Origin of the sequence: Flavobacterium tyrosinilyticum (genome assembly GCF_023656565.1) — a bacterium.
Classification (GTDB): Bacteria; Bacteroidota; Bacteroidia; order Flavobacteriales; family Flavobacteriaceae; genus Flavobacterium; species Flavobacterium tyrosinilyticum.
In genome coordinates this window covers 81,351-97,998 of record NZ_JAMOKG010000005.1, presented here as the reverse complement: position 1 = coordinate 97,998, position 16,648 = coordinate 81,351, and the positions used below count along the sequence as shown (strand labels likewise).

Below are 16,648 nucleotides of genomic sequence, written 5' to 3'. Positions count from 1 at the left end.
GTTAGCGCTTTAAAATCAAGGAGTTTGTCTCATGTGCCATAAAATAAGGCATTAGAGATAGATTTAAACAAGATTAGAGATAGATTAGAGTATTATGTAAATGTTACCAAATGGCAAAAATCAGTTTTTCTAACCATGAAAAAGCTTTAATTTTTGTTTAAAAAACTAAGGAAATAGGAGAGAGAAAACAGTGCCTTTTTCAAGTTTAGAATCGACAGCTAAAGCGATGTTATGACGCTTAAGAATCTGCATCGTAATAAAAAGCCCTAATCCTTGTCCTTGAATATGTCTCGTTCGATCACTTCTAAAAAATAAATCGAAAATAGATTCAATATCTTTTTCGGCAATTCCAGAACCTTGATCTATTATTTTTAAGAGAAGTTTTCCTTGTTGTTCCTGCGCAACAACATTAACCTGAGAAGGAAAAGAGAATTTAATCGCATTGTCTATAATATTATACAAAGCAATAAACAGCATATGTTTGTCGGCATTAACAGACAATAAATCTTCATTATTAGCAATGGAATCCAAATTAAGCACAACTTTTACTTCGGGATATTCAATGTTTTTCTTTTCTAGAATATTCCATAGAATTTCATCAATTCTAATAGTTTCCATTTGATCGGGTTCTGAAAGTTCCAAACCAGACAAAATTAGTAATCCGTCTAAAGTAGATTTCAAATGAAAAGTATCTTTTCGAAGTGATTTTAAAACTTCTTCATATTGCTCAGCGGTTCTAGGCTGCTGTAACGAAACATCGATATCACCAATAATAAAAGTAAGAGGCGTTTTTAGTTCGTGCGACGCATTTTTAAGAAAGTTTCTCTGTATGGCAACACCATTTTCAAGTCTTTCTAAAAGATAATTAAAGGTGGTAATCAGTTCTTTTATTTCATCTTTTCCGTTTGCAGCAGGCATTTCAAGTCTCGAGTGGAGATTTTCGGTTGTAATGGTATTTACTTTTGAAATAACATCTGCAAAAGGCCGAAAGGTTTGTCTCGCCAAAAATCTTCCCAAAAGATAATTAAGCGCTATTCCTGCGAGATAGAGCGTAAAAAATACAATACCAAGCACTTCCAACTGCTGGTTTCCAACATCGTCAATTCCAGAAACCACAATAATAAAATCTCCTTGATTGTCTTTGTAATATAAACCGCTAAATTGCCTTTGGTCTATTGTAAAATGTAGAATTCGGTCTTTAGAAATGGCATTTAACTTTCGATCGCTTAAAACAACCGGAACATCATCGTGCAAATACAATTTCTTTGTTTTGGCATTGTAAATTCTAATAGACTGATTGGCAATTTTATTGAATTGCGTTTCTATTTCTTCATAACTAACACTGTCCATTTTTCTAATTTCATCTTTTTCAAAATAGAAAAAAGCAGTAATCAAAGCATTGTCTTCGAGCTTTTCATAATACAAATCTTTTCTGTGGCTTTTAAATAGCAAAAAAGACCCAATAAGAACAAGCCCTAAAATAAAGGCAAACAGCAGAGTAGAGTTTCTGGCAAGCTTACTTTTAAGATTCATGAGATTTATCTTTAAGCATATAGCCAGTACCTTTTATGGTATGTATAAGCGGAAAAGAAAAATTCTTGTCCACTTTATTTCTTAAATAATTAATGTAAACATCAACCGTATTAGTACTCATATCAAGATCCATTTGCCAAACGGCTTCAGCAATGGCAATTCGAGACAAAGCAGTTTCTCGATTTTTCATGAAAAAGATCAAAAGTTTTAATTCTCGAGAAGAAAGATTGAGTTCTTTGCCGTCTCTACTGGCGCTTTGTTCTTTCATATTGATTTTGATTCCAGCATACGATTGAAAATCTAAAACTCCAGAGCTAAATTCTGTACGGCGAAGTTGTGCATTAATTCGTGCCAAAAGTTCTTCAAACAGAAAAGGTTTTGCTAAATAATCATCGGCTCCAGCTTTTAATCCTTTCACTTTTTCTTGTGGAGTGTCGAGCGCACTTAGAATAAGAATAGGAATAATTATTTTTCGATTTCTTAAAACTTCGCAGACTTCAAAACCAGAAATATCAGAAAGCATTATATCCAGAATGATAATGTCATAATTGTTTTCCGTTGCTTCACTAATGGCATCAAAACCTTTACTGACATTTTTAACCTGATACATTTGTTCTTCAAGTCCTCTTGTAATAAAAGAGGCAACTCTTGGGTCGTCTTCGACTAATAATACTTTATTCATTACTGGTAGCTATTGCTGAAAGAAATAAAATGAATTTTTATCCTGATAAAAGTAATTAAAAGTTAATGCATTCTCTGAAAAATGTTTTGCAAGTATAAGATTTAATTATTTAAAATTTACAAGTGTTTAATTATGAAATAAAAAAAGAATCTAATTTAATGCGTTTGTTTAAATTAGATTCTTTTAGTTTTACAATAATTAGTATTCTTTTTATGACCCTTCCGTATAAGATTCGTTCCATAGTGAATTTGGTTTCAAGTAAACTTTGTTTTCCTGAAAATCCAAAATGGTATTAAATCTTTTTAAAACTTCGCTACCAAGAATATGGGTTTTAAATCGTGCCGGATTGTTTGCTGTTAGTAATTGTACGGGAACATCATTTAGACATAAATTGCCTAAGTAAAGTTTTTCGTTTTTCACTGTCAGAACTGGAACTTCTTCGCCTTGACCATTTTTTAAAATTACTTTTTTAAGAACTGGCAAACTTTCTGTTGGATATTGCTGTTCTTGTACCATTTCTTGATCAAGCATTACGGTACGCTGATAACCATTATCAAAAAGAAAACGACCTTTATAAGCTGTATTTTTTATTTGAAGTTGTCCTTGAACGCAAAACAAAGTATGTGTAAATTCCATATCCAATTTTGTGTACGCTTTGTTTCGTTTGGACAACTTAGAATGAATTATAAAAAGCTTTTTATCGTAATCGATTTCTACAATTTTACCATCAAATAGATTCCAGCCAAAGCGTCCCACAGTTCCTTGTCCAGATAATTCTACAGGATAAATCTGCTGATCTTTCCAGATTTGATTTCCAAGTTGAAAATTATGTCCTTTTAAACTGCTTAATTTTAGCTGACTAATCATATCATTGGTTAAAAGAAAATCACTAGTTCCCGAATCAAATTTTAAATCGAGTGTTTCTTTGTCGTTTAATTTAACCTTGAAAATGATGTTGTTGTACTCTGAAAGCACAAAAGGAATTGTATCGTGTATTTCAGGTTTGAGTTTTGAAAAGTTTTGTAAAGGCGGACATTCAATGCGCGTGTAACAGCTGTCGGTATTATTTAAAAGGACTGCAAAATCAAACTTTTTACCAGGTTTTAATTTTATGACGATAGAATCTTCGTTAGTATAAAAAACAACCGTTTTCTCTTTCGGAGTTTTATTGGTGACGTATAAGTCAGGTTTTGCTTTTGAATCTAAATACCATTTTGTTTTTTCTTCATTTTCTTCTTTTATATAACAGATTTTAGAAGAAGCTTTAATTACAGGATTTTTTACTTGGGCTTGACAAACCGTTACGGCAGCCATCATTGAAATAAGATAAATCTTCATTGTTTATAATTTCTATTTTTTGGACTAAAGCTGTGGCGGAAGCAAATTGTCTAAATCTGAAAGTTTATAGAATTTAAGATCATTCAGTTTCATGTATTTGCAGATAAATTCTAAAGTTTCGATTTTCACCTGATAATTTTCAGTGATTTCTTTCACGGGTTTATGACCGCATAAAAGTAGAATTTTATTGTTCTTTTTGGCATAATCTAATAACTCCAATACATACGGAATGCTGAAATGAATGTGGCTATTATCAATATCAAACGCAAATACGATTTTAGAATTATTAAAATAGCTGTCTTGCTTTTCTGGAATTTCACCTCCAAATGCTCTTCCTCTAATAATTTTAAAAAGAGGAGATAGTGCTTTGTCCAGGGAATCTGATCTTTCGCCATAAGGATAAGCAAAGGAAGTAACGTTGAAGGATTTTTTTTTCATAGAAATAATCATCGGATCGATTTCCTGTTTTAGATATTCTTTGACGCTATATTTTTGCGTGAACTTAACAGCATTGTAATGATGATAGCCATGTCCGGCAATTTCATGACCGTATTTTTGCATTTCGAGCAGTTTTTTAATTTCAGGTGCTCCAATCGAATCTATTCTGCAGACGTTAAAAGTTGCTTTCCAAGAATATTTTCGCAAAACTTGATCAGCCTCTGACCATTCGTCTACATAAGCATCATCAAAAGATAAAATTACACCCGCTTTATAGGCCGGTTTTGCGACTGGTTTTGGTTTTTTATTTTCGCAAGAAAATAAGGTTAAGAAAAGTAAAAGCAATACCGTTTTTGTAAAAAGTATTTTCATAGATTTTTGCTTTCTGGTGAATATGAATTGAACGTATAAAGAATCAAATATAAAGAATATTCTGAGCAACTAAAACCTGATTTTTTTGGAATGAAACCACTAGGTGTTTGATAAATTAATTTTGTATCATAATCCTCTTTTCAAAACGCCCATGATGACTAATTGAAATATCTTGAAGCGCATTGGAAGAAATTTTCAAATACGGAATACCGTTTTCGTCTTTTACAATTTCTTTATTTTCAACTTCAATCACATTATTTAGATCTTTAAAATTGGTAACAGCAACCGTATGAATGCTTTCTAGTGATAAAATAGTTTTGGTGTAATAAATATTTTTATCGCAAAATACTTTCCCGCATGAATTATTTATGTCTAATGATTCTATAGAACAAACAAGCTTTTTGGGACTAAACTCACGAATTTTGGTCTGACGATTATAGATTTTATACGCAGCTTCTTTCATGCTCCATAAAAGCCAAACCATGACTTCTGGTTCAATATAATTTTTTATAAGCTGTTGCTCATTGGCTGTAAAAAGCTTTTCTATAAAGCCTTTTCGTTGCCAATTGCTTTCTTTGCGTGACTGCGCGAGATCTATAATGTCATTGCCAATCATTTTGCAGCGAGTTTGGTTTCGATGATTTCCAAAGCAGTTTTAACATCCAGCATTCGTTCCATATCGGCATTGTCAATTACGATGTCGAATTCTTCTTCAATATCAAGCACGATATCCACCAAATTAGCCGAGTTTATATTGAGATCTTTAATGAAGTCTGTTTCTTCAGTTAAATTGTCATAAGCTTCTGTATTGGTTGCAAAAGGCTTTATAATTACTTTTAATCTTTCGGTAAGTTCTTGTCTGTCCATTTTAATTTTCGAATTTTTTAAATATTACGCATGCGTTAACATCGCCAAAACCAAAACTGGCTTTTGCAATTATTTTTGGGTTATTTTTAATAGTTTCTAAAAGTGCTTTTGAAGGATCAATCAATGTAGCGATTTCGGGGTGAAGATCAGAGCAGTTTTTATTTCCAAACACAAAACCTTCATGAAGCTGTAAAACTGCAGCAACACTTTCAATACTTCCAGAAGCACTCAAACAATGTCCAGTTAAGCTTTTCAGCGAATTAATATACGGAAAGTCAAAACCGCTTCGTTCCAAGGCTTTTTTCCAGTTTTCAATCTCCAGACTGTCTTTTGTTGTTGCTGTTAAATGTCCGTTTATAGCATCAATTTCATTGGGATGGATTCTGGCATTTGCAATAGCAGTTTTAATACATCTTTGCACAGCTATACTGTTTGGCGCTGTCATGCTTCCGCCGTCGCGCTGCCCTCCAGAATTAACATTTCCGCCCAGAATTTCGGCATAAATGGTAGCGTTGCGTTCTAAAGCGCTTTCCAAATCTTCAATTACAAAAGCTCCTGCACCGCTTCCAGGAACAAATCCGGCAGCAGAAGCGCTCATAGGTCTTGAACCTTCTTCGGGATTGTCATTATACTTAGAAGAACAGACACGAAGCGCGTCAAATCCTCCCCAAATATAGGGACCGCTGTCAGAAGTGCTTCCCGCTAATATTCGTTTTGCTTGTCCAGATTGTATGCGGTCGTAAGCCATTAATATGGATTCAGTTCCCGTAGTACACGCAGATGAATTGGTCGTTACCTGATTTCCTAATCCGATTTTACCTCCAAGATAAGCGCTTACACCGCTGTTCATCGTTTGTGCAACAACGGTGCTTCCTAATCTTCGAACTTGCAGTTCATCAATTTTATAAATGCTTTCACGAAATTTATCAATTCCAGAAGTTCCAGCTCCAAAGATGGCACCGCTATCCCAATCTGGTTTTTCATTAATGGGCAATCCTGCGTTGTTCCAAGCTTCCATACCCGCAATAACGCCGTATAAAATTCCTGTGCTGTTAAATCCGCGAAGTTCGAGTTCTGTAAAATATTGTGCTTTCAACTCTTCAGATATTTGCGGCTGACCCACAATCTGACAAGAAAATTGCAATTCTTCCAGCTGAGAATCATGACGAATACCCGAAATGCCATTCTGCAGCGCATGAGTAAACGCAGGAATTCCAACACCATTTGGCGCTGCAACTCCAAGACCTGTTATAACGACTCGTTTTTTCATAACCTCTTTGTTATCATTCCTGCCAGAACGCCTCTACAAACTTCTTGTCCAGCTTCGTTTTTCATTACCGCATTGCATTTTAATTTTCCAAAACGAAAGAACAATTTCTCCGAAGTTACCGTCACTTTTTCATTTGGATAAACGGGTTTCAAAAACTCCATATCGGCAGATGTGAAGGCAATCACGGTGTTTTCTCCCAATTCATTTCCCAATAGAAAAATTCCCAAGCAAACCATTCCGATCTGAGCCATTGTTTCAGTTAAAATAACGCCTGGTGTAACCGGATTGTTTTTGAAATGGCCTTTATAAAAGTCAAGATTTTCTTTGAACGTATAAGTTCCAGTTACGCCATTTTCATCTGCGTGAAGCAATTCATCTACAAACAAAAAAGGTTCGCTGTATGGAAGCTGTTTTATAATATCAGTTAATTTCATAAGCTTTTAAATTACCATTGCAATAAAACTCTTTGTGCCGAAAATCCTGGGCCAAAACTCAGCATTAAACCTTTTTCTCCTTTTTTCGGATTTCGATTCATAATGTTCTCTAAAACATACAAAACCGTAGCGCTCGACATATTGCCGTATTGTTTTAGAATCTCTTTAGTGTCATCAATATTTTTTTCCAATCCGAAAAAAAGTGATTCAACCGTTGTTACGATTTTTTTTCCGCCAGGATGAAAAATCATGTGGTCAATATCTTTAATTTCAAGATTATTCTGTTTTAAAAAAGGATGAATGATGTCACCAAAATGAGAAGCAATGGTATCTGGAACTTCAATATCGAGCACCATTTGCAGTCCGCCGTTGGTTAATTTAAAGCCCATCATATGTTCGGCATCATAAAAATGATACATCTGTTCGTCGAGAATTTCAGGACCAGCATCTTCTTCTTTTGAAGACAATAAACAGCAAGCCGCGCCATCTCCAAAAATAGCAGCGCTTACAATATTCGGCATGGAGAAATCATCGAGCTGAAAAGTTGCCGTTGGCGATTCTACCGCTATTACTGCAGCACGTTTTCCGGGATTCGATTTTAGAAAATTCTTCGCATAAATAATTCCAGAAATTCCTGCTGCACAGCCCATTTCGGTTACAGGAAGACGAACAATATCTTGTCTTAATTTCATTTTATTAATCAGATAAGCGTCAAGCGAAGGAATCATAATTCCAGTACAGCTTACCGTAATAATATAATCTAAACTCTGAGGATCCCAGCCTGTTTTTTCTAATGCTTTTTCGAGAACTTGATGTCCGAGAACAATCATTTCACGGCTATAAATATCATTTTTTTCTTCAAATGAAGTCGCGGTAAAAACTTCTGAAGGTTCCATGATAGAATAACGTTTGTCTACAGAAGCGCCTTCAAATATCTTTTTTACTTTTTTAATAAAACGTTCATCCTGACCTTCAAGCCATACGTCTATAAGCGGAAGTATTTCTTCGGTCGTTCGAGAATATTGCGGAAGCTGTTTAACAGCTGTGATTATCTTTACACTCATATTTTAGTAATTATCCACTGGTAGCGAAAGGCCCATTTCCAGTTTATGGAATAGTTTTTTAGATTTAGTTTTTTGGAGAAATCCTCCAATTCGTTTTTTTTGAATCCCTTTAAAATAGAAATCAAACCATCGTTTCGCGACATCGTATTGAGATTGAAAACAACGCTTGTGAGCTCAAACAATCGATATGCAATTTTGCTTCTATGAAGATCATTTACGACAATTCCAATTGAAGCATTTTGGTTTAAAATATGGATTAGTTCTGCAATTTGATTGGTTGTAAAATGATGCAGCGTTAATGTGCACAAAACAATATCATATCTTAACTGATTGAAATCTTCGGTAAAAATATCCATGCAACTATATTCAATATTTGGAAAATCTTTGGAAAGGTTCTTCGCATAATCAATTGTAAAAGCATTGGCATCGATTCCAATTAATTTGAACTTGAGATTTCGCTTTTTTCCATATTTGGCGAGCATTCTCAGCATGTCTCCATTTCCGCATCCAATATCGGCAATGGTAATGGTTTGAGAAGTATCCGTTTTTTTTAAAAGTTCTTTTATGCCATGAAGCGTGAGTTTATTTCCGCCAAGCAATTGATTAATAGAAGCAATTTGATCTAACGCGCCAATAAGCTCTTCGCTTTGAAGCGAAAAATCGTCCATAATTTCTGTCTCTTCTGTTCTATATTTTGTGTTTACACCCATTTATTCAATTGTTATTGGTCGTCCATGCGTTTGTTTTATAACGAACGATAGTAAAGCAGGAATGGATGCTGCAACTGTTGTCATTATATGAGTCAGATTTTTATGGGTCAGCGCTTTGGCTAAAATTCTACCAAAGAATAATCTTCTGCTAAAATGTTTTTTCCATTCTTTAATGTATTCTTTTTCAAATTCGCTTCTCGATTCTATTTTTCCATAATAAAAATCAAGCACAAGCTCAGAAGCTATTTTAGCGCTATGAATTGCCATTGCCATGCCGTTGCCGCACATGGGATGAATTAATCCTGCAGTATCTCCAATCATTAAAATGTGATTTTCTACAGGTTCTTTTTTATCGAATGAAATCTGACTGATCGTTAAAGGCTTTTCGAATAGGGAAGTGCTGTTTTCAAAAATCCCTTTCAATTTTTTATTTTTATAAAGCACCGCTTTTTGGTACTCTTCGATGTTTTTGTATTTTTTAAAAGTATCAAAATCGGCTAAATAGCAAATATTGATAACGTCGTTTTCAACTTTTGAAACGCCGCAATAACCGCCTTGAAAATTGTACAAAGCCACAAGACTTTCATCAAAATTTCCTTTGTAATGTCCTTTTACGGCTAGCCAAGGTGATTTTTTAGCAATAAAATCTCGAGACAAAACCTGATCAATATTCGATCTTTTGCCGTAAGCGCCTAAAACTATTTTTGATGAAAGAATTTCTTCAGAAGTAGTTACAGTAAAAATGTCATTTTCAAAAGAAATATGGGAGACGTGATCGGTTATAATGGTACAGCCATTTTCGGTTGCTTTTTCAAACAAGAAATTATCCAATGCATAACGGCTGATTCCGAAACCGCCCAGTGGAAGTTTAGTTTTTGCCGTTGTTCCGTTTTGGGCTGTAAATTCAAAATTAGAAATACTGGTTGGGTGAAGTTCCCTAACATCTAAATCCAACCAAAATAAGTAAGGCAAGATTTCATTTGAGATATATTCTCCGCAGACTTTATGTTTTGGATAGGTGTTTTTTTCGATAAGAATGACCTTCAATCCTTTTTTGGATAAGTGTAAAGCGCTTGCCAGACCAGCAAGACCGCCTCCAATAATAAGTACGTCAGGATTTGTTCTCATACAACCAATTTAATCATAAAAACTTAAATGTTCTTACTTAATTCCATAAGAAATTAACAAAATTTCAACTTTTATTTTAAAAGCTTACAATGAGTTATTATTACAAAAAATGGGAGAAAATTGATTTAAAAGATAATTTTTACTTTTGCCAAAAAATAGCGCATTAAATAAATGACAATACAAGATTTAGTAGGCACTTATTCCATTTCTGGAAGCAATCAGGACGAAAGCAATGAGATCACATACCAAGGTGTTTTGACGTTGACTTTAGATCAAAACAATCGCATAAAAGCAGATTGGATTATCAACTCGCACAAACAAAAAGGAACGGGTTTCTTTAAAGATAATATTCTGGTAATTAATTTCAGTTATAAAGGAGATGACCATAAAACCTATAAAGGAGTTGCGGTTTATAGATGCATTACAAAAGATGTTTTAGACGGATTTTGGTCTGAGAAACATGGAGATCCTTTGTATTTAGGAAGTGAACATTGTTTGAGAATGGAAACTACAGAACGGTTAAATTAAGGGAGAATAATTTTTAACACGTATTAAATTGGGAGTCAACTTTGTCAAAGTGGGTGTAAAGAACTTCGAGGAAAGATAAATTATAAAGTTGGTTTTCACATTTTTGTCATTTCGACGAAGGAGAAATCTCCGCGAGAAGCTCGACAAAGATTGGATTTTCGTTGCGGAGCTACTTGTGGAGATTTCTCCTTCGTCGAAATGACAATGATTGTGGTTATTTTATTGAAGATAAAGGTTTGTTGAAGTCAAAGTTTTAAACTTTGACAAAGTTTGGGGTTTAAAGTCTATGCAGGATTTACTACAGTTTTATATTTTCTGTTATAAAGAATAATAAAACCAACCCATATTACTAATAAAATTACGATTAAAGTAAGTTCTGTTTCGTGCAAGCCATTACGGAAGAAATTGTTTAGCGAATGTACGCCCGCAACTGCCAATAATGATCCTGTAGAAGTATATACTTTTCCGATTCCCCAACTTCCGAAGAAAATGATTCCGAAGAAAATCATATTGCTTGGCGTTATTTCGAAGTTTAAATGCCATGCAAACCAAAGTATAGCAATAATCAATATCGAAGTAAATTTAGGAAGCGATTTTAATTGTTCTTGTAAAAATCCACGCCAACCGATTTCTTCTAAAAGTCCGTAAGCCAAAACCGTAAACATTAATAAAATTGGGAATTTGCCAATTGTAAAGTAATAAACACTTGCAATTAAAACGGCTGGAAGAATCCAATAAACGGCAAATGGAACTAGAGTAATTTTATAAGTTCCTTTTAATGACATCGGATTATGAAGCGAGAATATTTTTATTGCAGCCCAAGCTCCTAAAGCAGGACCAACACCGCGCAGCAAGATGGCTAAATACGGATTTTCTATTCCAGATAATAAATTGGTTTTAACCGCTGCATATCTGCAGATTACAGCAATTATATAATAAACTATAATAGCGCCAAAGTTGATTTTATTTTTCATCGTTTTAAATTTGTTTGGTTTAGTGAAGCAAACTTAGGGCGTGAAAATGAGAATAAAATTGACTTTGGGTAAGAAATCATTTTTCCATAACTCTTTTTCGAATTCGGCTTAAACTTTCGGCCGTTAATCCCAAATAGGAAGCGATGATTTTAAGTGGTGTTCTTTGAAAAATTTCTGGACGCCCTTCTATAAGTTTTAAATAACGTTCTTGCGGAGAAAGCGTCAATAGATTAATTTGTTCTTGCTGTTTACGCACGTAAAGCATTTCAGAAATAGCTTTTCCGATTCGCAAACCCGTTTCCGATCTTTGGTACAATTCATTTAAATCTTGATGAGAAATAGACCAAAGCGTAACATCTTCTAAAGCTTCGGTCTTAATAACAGAAGGCTGCTGATTTAGGAAAGACATATAATCGCTAATAAAACTATTTTCGTAAAGAAGATTAATGCAAATATCTCTTTTGCCATCCCAAACAAATAATCCTGCAGATCCTTTAATGATGATATTAAGGTATTTTTCGACACCGTGATAATCTTTTATAATTTCAGATTTGTCAAATTCACGGACTCTAATTTTTTCCGAAAATCCCGTCCAGATATTCATATCGGCAGTAAAGTAATTTTCGAAAACTCGTTTTACATCTTCTGGAGAAGGACTTAATGGCATTTTTTTTAATTATCAGTTTGGAATGCCAATATAGGTTTTATCTTTCAAAATAAAAATAGCTCTATTATCCTGTTATGCATATTTTTGTGACGACTGTTAAGACAACTTTATCAAAGTTCCAAACTTTGACAAAGTTTAAGACGGTAAAAATTTACTTCAAACAAGGCAATTGTAAAACATTTGCATTCAATGGCTGTTCTATTTTTCTTTCTAGTTTTTCAGGATTTACAGTGATATAAATTTCCATTGATCCTGTTCCAACTTTCAGTCCAAGAATATGGCCGCCGTAAGCATCAAATTTATCATCGGTTGCAACGCCGTGCATGTGTATCGAAGGTTTGTCGCCACTCCAAGCAATAGATCCAGTAATGCTTCCCATTTCTACTTTATTGAAAGTTTTGGGGTGGAATTTCTTTTGGTTGAAATCATAAAATCCAAAAGTGGCATCTTGTGCAAAACCAATTCCGGTAAAATTTGCTGACGGAATATTTTGCTCTTTGGCTAATTTTTCAATTAGTTCCAAAACATTATCGCCTTCGCGAAGAACCATCAGATAACCTTGAGGCGTTTTGGTATAACGGCATTTTTCAGCATCTTTCTGTTGGGCATTAGCAAAATTGAGAGTCAGTAAAAGCATTAATGTCATACCGATTTTAAGGGATTGCATATTCATAAGTATTTAGATTAGAGAATTGGGTTGTAATTCATTATCATATTTTTCAGGATCAGAAGCTGCGTACTCATTTTCTGGTTCTGGAATGACATGAATTTTAGAATCGCTTATCGAAATTACAGCCGAACAGACATAAATTCCGACCTTTCCTTCGTTGTATTTAAAATCCAATAAAGTCAGTTTTACAATGTCATTTATCGAAAGTTCATAATAATTTCCGTAGCGGATAATTTTAAAGGAAATCTGTTTTTCTTCACTAATTTCAAACTGATTGGTTTGGATGTTTTCAAAGATAAAATTATTCTTCACATCCTTTTCATTGAATCCCCAAGCTCTAAACTGCACGAAACCATTCATAAAATCAATCGAAATATAATATCCCGTTCCTTCTTTATCACATTCAATTACAAAGCCCGTTTTTCCCATTCCTTCAACAGACAATGTGCCTTCCCAAACAAAATCGTTTGATGGTTTTTCGAAACCATAAATTTCATAACCGCTTCGGCATCCAAATCGCCATTTGTTTTCATTTTCCAAGATAAATTCTGCTGTGGGATTTCCTAAAATAGGTAAGGGAAGAGGCAAATCTTTTTGAAGTATGGTTTTTTGATACAGTTTTTGCCAATAATAATAGCTTTTCAAAAGAAGTCTTCCGCTCTTATCGACATCCAATTCTTTTGGTGGCGGAATCACACGATGCGTATTGACATTTCCATCTGCAAAATAGAAATTGTAAACCAAGAAATGTTTTCCATCTTTAACTACTCTTGCGGCATAGTTTCCTTGTGGCATGAGTACATTGTTGTGAAACGCAGAATATTCTGCTCTAAATTCTGGAGAAGACCAATAACGGATTTTGATATCTTCTCTAATAGATCCCAAAAGATAATGCGTTCCTTTTATTTCAAACACACACGGGCATTCTACATCATCATACACATACGGAATGTGAAGCGGTTTTTGAAGCACGTATCCTTCTTTTTCTCTTTTTGCTACACCAATACAGCCTCTTCGGTATGTTGGTCCAGAGGCACTTCGGGCGCAGATTAGCAAATAATCTTCTCCTTTGTATTGGTATTTAAATGGGTCACGAAAGCTTATCCATTGACGTGGATTATTATTCTTGCCCTCATAATGTGGCGCTTCACTTTTAAACGGAAGTCCGTATAGATTTTCTTTTTTCCAAGTAAGCAAATCGGTAGAAATTGCTCTTCCTACTTTTTGTTCGATTCCCTTATCTTGGCGTTTAAGACCTGTATAATACATTTCATAACCTTCGCCGTCCGATTTTTTGCTGATATGCATCGTCCATAACATATCATCATCCCATTCTCCGGGATCGCCAACAAATAAGGCATTTTTTACTCGTTTCCACGAAAGACCATCTTTTGAAATGGCATGAGCGATATAATCGTGATTTGGAATGATTAAATGAAATAAATGATGGATTCCTTTTTCATCTATAAATACATCAACATCTCCAATTTCCCAGTTGCTAAATCCTGAACCTGAATACATTTTATTATTTATTTTAAACTGTTAGTATATTTCTTTTTTTTATTTTTTTAAACACATAGAATCATAGCTTTACTTTGTCTAGAAAGGCATTTTACTAATAATAAAACACATAGCTCTATGTGTTAGAAACTAGTTTCTTTTAATACTCTTTCTAATTCACGTTATAGATCTATGTTTCTATGTGTTTAGAATTTTAAACTCAACAAAGCTTATTTTATAACTTTATAATGTTTTAAACCTTCCAAAATTCCCTCTGAAGCTGAATTTTTAGCAACATAAATATTTTTGGTTGTTTCGTAATCGGCAAGTTCAGAACTTCGATTTCCGACAATAATTCCTTTCACTGGACCTCTAAACATATCAACATCATTTCCAGAATCTCCCGCGGCAATTACATTTCCTAAAGGAATCGACCATTTTCGGCATAAAAATTTAATAGCATTTCCTTTAGAAGCTCTCTTCGGAATAAAATCTAAAAACTGACCGTGACTTGGAATAATATTGACTTTGTACCATCCAGTCCCTAAAACTTGAATTAACTCATCATGATCGTAATGTTCTTTATCATAGTAATAAGAGATTTTAAAAGGGTTTTGCGCTTCTTCTTCCTGTAGTTTAATCCATTTTATGTCTTTCAGTTTATTGACAATTTCGTCTCTTTTCCATCTTCCAGAGAGAAACTTGGCCCAACCTTTATCTAGAATATAATCCTTTCCGTTTGTATAATAGATTTCAGTTCCCACCGAACAGATAATGAAATCGGGTAGAGGGAATTCTTCTTCGTCAATTACTTTTTTTACGAGTTCCAAATTGCGTCCAGAAGCCATTGCAAAAGCCATTTTATCGGTGCGATTGGTTAAATGAGCTTTTAATTCTTTTAAACCTGGATTTGCAAGTTTTGGTTCTATTAAAGTGCCGTCAATATCTGAAACCAGTATGTGATCGATTTTTCTTTTTAATCGGTCGATATTGATATTTGGATAATGCTGTTTTTTAATTCCAGTCGAGGAAACAGACAGGTTTTCATTAATTATATCTACATAATGATTGACGTGGCTAACCCAGCTGTAATGTTTCTGAATATTGATCGCTCCATTATTCGAATAATATTTCCATTTATTTTCATCGGTCAGAATATTGCGTAGCGCTTTTTTAATTTGGCTTTCTTCTTGTGGATTTACCAATTCTCCGTTTTGACAAACCGGAATAATTTCTGAAGGTCCACCATTTTTGGTTACCACAACAGGAAGCCCAGAACTAGCCGATTCTATTACGGTCAAGCCGAAGTTTTCATGCAAAGCTAAATTCACAAAAACACCTCTTTTTTCTGCGGCATAACGATAGATAATCGATACTTCATTTTCAACATCATGTTTCTTCGGAATGGCCATTTTTCCGTACAAATCGTATTTATCCATCAAAAGAAGCAGATCTGTTAAAACGTTCTTTTCAGATTCTGGCATTTTGGCAATGTCTTTTCTTATACCCGCAAAAATGACCAGATTGGCTATGCTTTGGAGTTCTTTGTCTTTTCCGTAAACTTCAATTAAAGTGTTCAAGTTTTTATGACGGTCAGGTCTTGAAAGTGCCAGAATTATAGGCTTATGCGGATTGGTTAAAAATTTAGAAATGCTTTCGGCAACCCAGTATTTTCGTTGTGCTTCTTCCATATGTTTGTCCGAATCATTTTCCTGATAATAATAAGGAACAAATTTTCGGGTGTCAATTCCAGGAGAAATGGCGTGGTATTTTCCTAATTCGAAGTTTTTGTATGCTTTGTAGGTTTCAATTTCCTGTTCGGTAGAAGTGACAATAAACTCTGCGAGTTCTAATGTTCTTTCTTCGGCGGCGATTCTGGCTTTAAATTTGTACTTTTTTTCCAGTTCTTCTTCCGTTTCTCCGCTTTCAATTAGTTTTTTCTTTTTGTAGAATCCTAAAGAATGTCCTGTATGGGCAAAAGGAATGTTTAAAACGGCTGATAATTCGGCTGCGGCATATCCAGCGTCTGCGTAGTGCGAGTGAATCCAATCTGGGAAAATATTGTGTTGTTTGATGTGTTGCATCGCTCCGTTCACAAAAGTATCAAGACCTTCCCAAAGCTGTTCTTTTGCTTTATATTTTTTCCCCAGAAACGGAATTCGCCTTATGTCCAATTTATCATTAATAATTTCTATAGGTACGGCGTATTCTGGTGAAAGAGCGGGATCATCTATTAATCTCGTAAAAAGATGAACGTGTTCTACATCTTCATGTTGCGATAAAAATTCTGCTAGTTCGTATATGTATTTGGTCTGACCTCCGTTGTCAGCATCTCGACCGATTTCGAGACCAGAACCTTTCAAAAGTCCGTGTATATTGATAAGAGAAATTCGTAATTTTTTCATCATTCTTCATTAATTATTTTAAAAATGCAAGTTACAGCGCTTCTATCGATTAGGAAGAAATAATTACA

The 16,648-nt window shown here is 34.3% G+C and carries 17 protein-coding genes; 1 reads left to right on the top strand and 16 read right to left on the bottom strand.

Annotated features, from left to right (window positions below):
* Nucleotides 1-165: 165 nt before the first annotated feature.
* The 11 genes from NCC77_RS22700 to NCC77_RS22650 form a co-directional block, all read right to left on the bottom strand.
* Nucleotides 166-1,533, bottom strand: coding sequence for a HAMP domain-containing sensor histidine kinase (locus NCC77_RS22700; protein ID WP_250837601.1), 1,368 nt, complete (start codon nucleotides 1,531-1,533; stop codon nucleotides 166-168).
* Nucleotides 1,523-2,215, bottom strand: coding sequence for a response regulator transcription factor (locus NCC77_RS22695; RefSeq protein ID WP_250837600.1), 693 nt, complete (start codon nucleotides 2,213-2,215; stop codon nucleotides 1,523-1,525). Before NCC77_RS22695 ends, NCC77_RS22700 begins: the two co-directional genes overlap by 11 nt.
* Nucleotides 2,216-2,425: 210 nt before the next feature.
* Nucleotides 2,426-3,553: an aspartyl protease family protein gene (locus tag NCC77_RS22690; RefSeq protein ID WP_250837599.1), complete on the bottom strand. Its 1,128-nt coding sequence runs from the start codon at nucleotides 3,551-3,553 to the stop codon at nucleotides 2,426-2,428.
* A 24-nt stretch (nucleotides 3,554-3,577) separates the two neighbouring features.
* Nucleotides 3,578-4,363 (bottom strand): polysaccharide deacetylase family protein, encoded by a 786-nt coding sequence (locus NCC77_RS22685; RefSeq protein WP_250837598.1) that lies wholly within the window; start codon nucleotides 4,361-4,363, stop codon nucleotides 3,578-3,580.
* A 115-nt stretch (nucleotides 4,364-4,478) separates the two neighbouring features.
* A complete protein-coding gene (locus tag NCC77_RS22680) occupies nucleotides 4,479-4,979 on the bottom strand; it encodes a 4'-phosphopantetheinyl transferase family protein (protein WP_250837597.1) in 501 nt (166 codons plus the stop codon).
* A complete protein-coding gene (locus NCC77_RS22675) occupies nucleotides 4,976-5,230 on the bottom strand; it encodes an acyl carrier protein (RefSeq protein WP_250837596.1) in 255 nt (84 codons plus the stop codon). The genes NCC77_RS22680 and NCC77_RS22675 overlap by 4 nt, the downstream gene beginning before the upstream one ends.
* A 1-nt stretch (nucleotide 5,231) precedes the next feature.
* Complete coding sequence (locus NCC77_RS22670; RefSeq protein ID WP_250837595.1) at nucleotides 5,232-6,500, bottom strand: beta-ketoacyl-[acyl-carrier-protein] synthase family protein; 1,269 nt, start codon at nucleotides 6,498-6,500, stop codon at nucleotides 5,232-5,234.
* Nucleotides 6,497-6,934 (bottom strand): 3-hydroxyacyl-ACP dehydratase FabZ family protein, encoded by a 438-nt coding sequence (locus NCC77_RS22665; protein ID WP_250837594.1) that lies wholly within the window; start codon nucleotides 6,932-6,934, stop codon nucleotides 6,497-6,499. The genes NCC77_RS22670 and NCC77_RS22665 overlap by 4 nt, the downstream gene beginning before the upstream one ends.
* Before the next feature lie 11 nt (nucleotides 6,935-6,945).
* Nucleotides 6,946-7,998, bottom strand: coding sequence for a type III polyketide synthase (locus NCC77_RS22660; protein ID WP_250837593.1), 1,053 nt, complete (start codon nucleotides 7,996-7,998; stop codon nucleotides 6,946-6,948).
* Nucleotides 7,995-8,708, bottom strand: coding sequence for a methyltransferase domain-containing protein (locus NCC77_RS22655; RefSeq protein WP_250837592.1), 714 nt, complete (start codon nucleotides 8,706-8,708; stop codon nucleotides 7,995-7,997). The genes NCC77_RS22660 and NCC77_RS22655 overlap by 4 nt, the downstream gene beginning before the upstream one ends.
* Nucleotides 8,709-9,836, bottom strand: a complete 1,128-nt coding sequence (locus NCC77_RS22650; protein WP_250837591.1) for an NAD(P)/FAD-dependent oxidoreductase — start codon at nucleotides 9,834-9,836, stop codon at nucleotides 8,709-8,711.
* Nucleotides 9,837-10,007: 171 nt separating this feature from the next.
* Here NCC77_RS22650 and NCC77_RS22645 point away from each other — a divergent pair, with 171 nt between their 5' ends.
* Complete coding sequence (locus NCC77_RS22645; RefSeq protein WP_250837590.1) at nucleotides 10,008-10,364, top strand: hypothetical protein; 357 nt, start codon at nucleotides 10,008-10,010, stop codon at nucleotides 10,362-10,364.
* Nucleotides 10,365-10,648: 284 nt separating this feature from the next.
* Here the strand turns inward: NCC77_RS22645 and NCC77_RS22640 are convergent, their stop codons facing one another.
* From NCC77_RS22640 to NCC77_RS22620, 5 genes are all read right to left on the bottom strand, one after another.
* Nucleotides 10,649-11,338 (bottom strand): CPBP family intramembrane glutamic endopeptidase, encoded by a 690-nt coding sequence (locus NCC77_RS22640; protein WP_250837589.1) that lies wholly within the window; start codon nucleotides 11,336-11,338, stop codon nucleotides 10,649-10,651.
* Between the two features lie 76 nt (nucleotides 11,339-11,414).
* A complete protein-coding gene (locus tag NCC77_RS22635; RefSeq protein WP_250837588.1) occupies nucleotides 11,415-12,005 on the bottom strand; it encodes a Crp/Fnr family transcriptional regulator in 591 nt (196 codons plus the stop codon).
* A gap of 151 nt (nucleotides 12,006-12,156) precedes the next feature.
* Nucleotides 12,157-12,672 carry a PPC domain-containing DNA-binding protein gene (locus tag NCC77_RS22630; protein ID WP_250837587.1) on the bottom strand — a complete coding sequence of 172 codons (516 nt, stop codon included), beginning with the start codon at nucleotides 12,670-12,672 and terminating at the stop codon, nucleotides 12,157-12,159.
* A gap of 12 nt (nucleotides 12,673-12,684) precedes the next feature.
* A complete protein-coding gene (locus NCC77_RS22625; protein ID WP_250837586.1) occupies nucleotides 12,685-14,196 on the bottom strand; it encodes a glycoside hydrolase family protein in 1,512 nt (503 codons plus the stop codon).
* 209 nt (nucleotides 14,197-14,405) lie between these two features.
* Entirely contained in the window at nucleotides 14,406-16,583 is a 2,178-nt protein-coding gene (locus NCC77_RS22620; protein WP_250837585.1) for an HAD-IIB family hydrolase, read from the bottom strand.
* Nucleotides 16,584-16,648: the final 65 nt, after the last annotated feature.

What these genes read in the sequence shown, in the direction of transcription:
- NCC77_RS22700 (WP_250837601.1), bottom strand. Translation starts at nt 1,533, where the DNA reads ATGAATCTTAAAAGTAAGCTTGCCAGAAACTCTACTCTGCTGTTTGCC.
- NCC77_RS22695 (WP_250837600.1), bottom strand. Translation starts at nt 2,215, where the DNA reads ATGAATAAAGTATTATTAGTCGAAGACGACCCAAGAGTTGCCTCTTTT.
- NCC77_RS22690 (WP_250837599.1), bottom strand. Translation starts at nt 3,553, where the DNA reads ATGAAGATTTATCTTATTTCAATGATGGCTGCCGTAACGGTTTGTCAA.
- NCC77_RS22685 (WP_250837598.1), bottom strand. Translation starts at nt 4,363, where the DNA reads ATGAAAATACTTTTTACAAAAACGGTATTGCTTTTACTTTTCTTAACC.
- NCC77_RS22680 (WP_250837597.1), bottom strand. Translation starts at nt 4,979, where the DNA reads ATGATTGGCAATGACATTATAGATCTCGCGCAGTCACGCAAAGAAAGC.
- NCC77_RS22675 (WP_250837596.1), bottom strand. Translation starts at nt 5,230, where the DNA reads ATGGACAGACAAGAACTTACCGAAAGATTAAAAGTAATTATAAAGCCT.
- NCC77_RS22670 (WP_250837595.1), bottom strand. Translation starts at nt 6,500, where the DNA reads ATGAAAAAACGAGTCGTTATAACAGGTCTTGGAGTTGCAGCGCCAAAT.
- NCC77_RS22665 (WP_250837594.1), bottom strand. Translation starts at nt 6,934, where the DNA reads ATGAAATTAACTGATATTATAAAACAGCTTCCATACAGCGAACCTTTT.
- NCC77_RS22660 (WP_250837593.1), bottom strand. Translation starts at nt 7,998, where the DNA reads ATGAGTGTAAAGATAATCACAGCTGTTAAACAGCTTCCGCAATATTCT.
- NCC77_RS22655 (WP_250837592.1), bottom strand. Translation starts at nt 8,708, where the DNA reads ATGGGTGTAAACACAAAATATAGAACAGAAGAGACAGAAATTATGGAC.
- NCC77_RS22650 (WP_250837591.1), bottom strand. Translation starts at nt 9,836, where the DNA reads ATGAGAACAAATCCTGACGTACTTATTATTGGAGGCGGTCTTGCTGGT.
- NCC77_RS22645 (WP_250837590.1), top strand. Translation starts at nt 10,008, where the DNA reads ATGACAATACAAGATTTAGTAGGCACTTATTCCATTTCTGGAAGCAAT.
- NCC77_RS22640 (WP_250837589.1), bottom strand. Translation starts at nt 11,338, where the DNA reads ATGAAAAATAAAATCAACTTTGGCGCTATTATAGTTTATTATATAATT.
- NCC77_RS22635 (WP_250837588.1), bottom strand. Translation starts at nt 12,005, where the DNA reads ATGCCATTAAGTCCTTCTCCAGAAGATGTAAAACGAGTTTTCGAAAAT.
- NCC77_RS22630 (WP_250837587.1), bottom strand. Translation starts at nt 12,672, where the DNA reads ATGCAATCCCTTAAAATCGGTATGACATTAATGCTTTTACTGACTCTC.
- NCC77_RS22625 (WP_250837586.1), bottom strand. Translation starts at nt 14,196, where the DNA reads ATGTATTCAGGTTCAGGATTTAGCAACTGGGAAATTGGAGATGTTGAT.
- NCC77_RS22620 (WP_250837585.1), bottom strand. Translation starts at nt 16,583, where the DNA reads ATGATGAAAAAATTACGAATTTCTCTTATCAATATACACGGACTTTTG.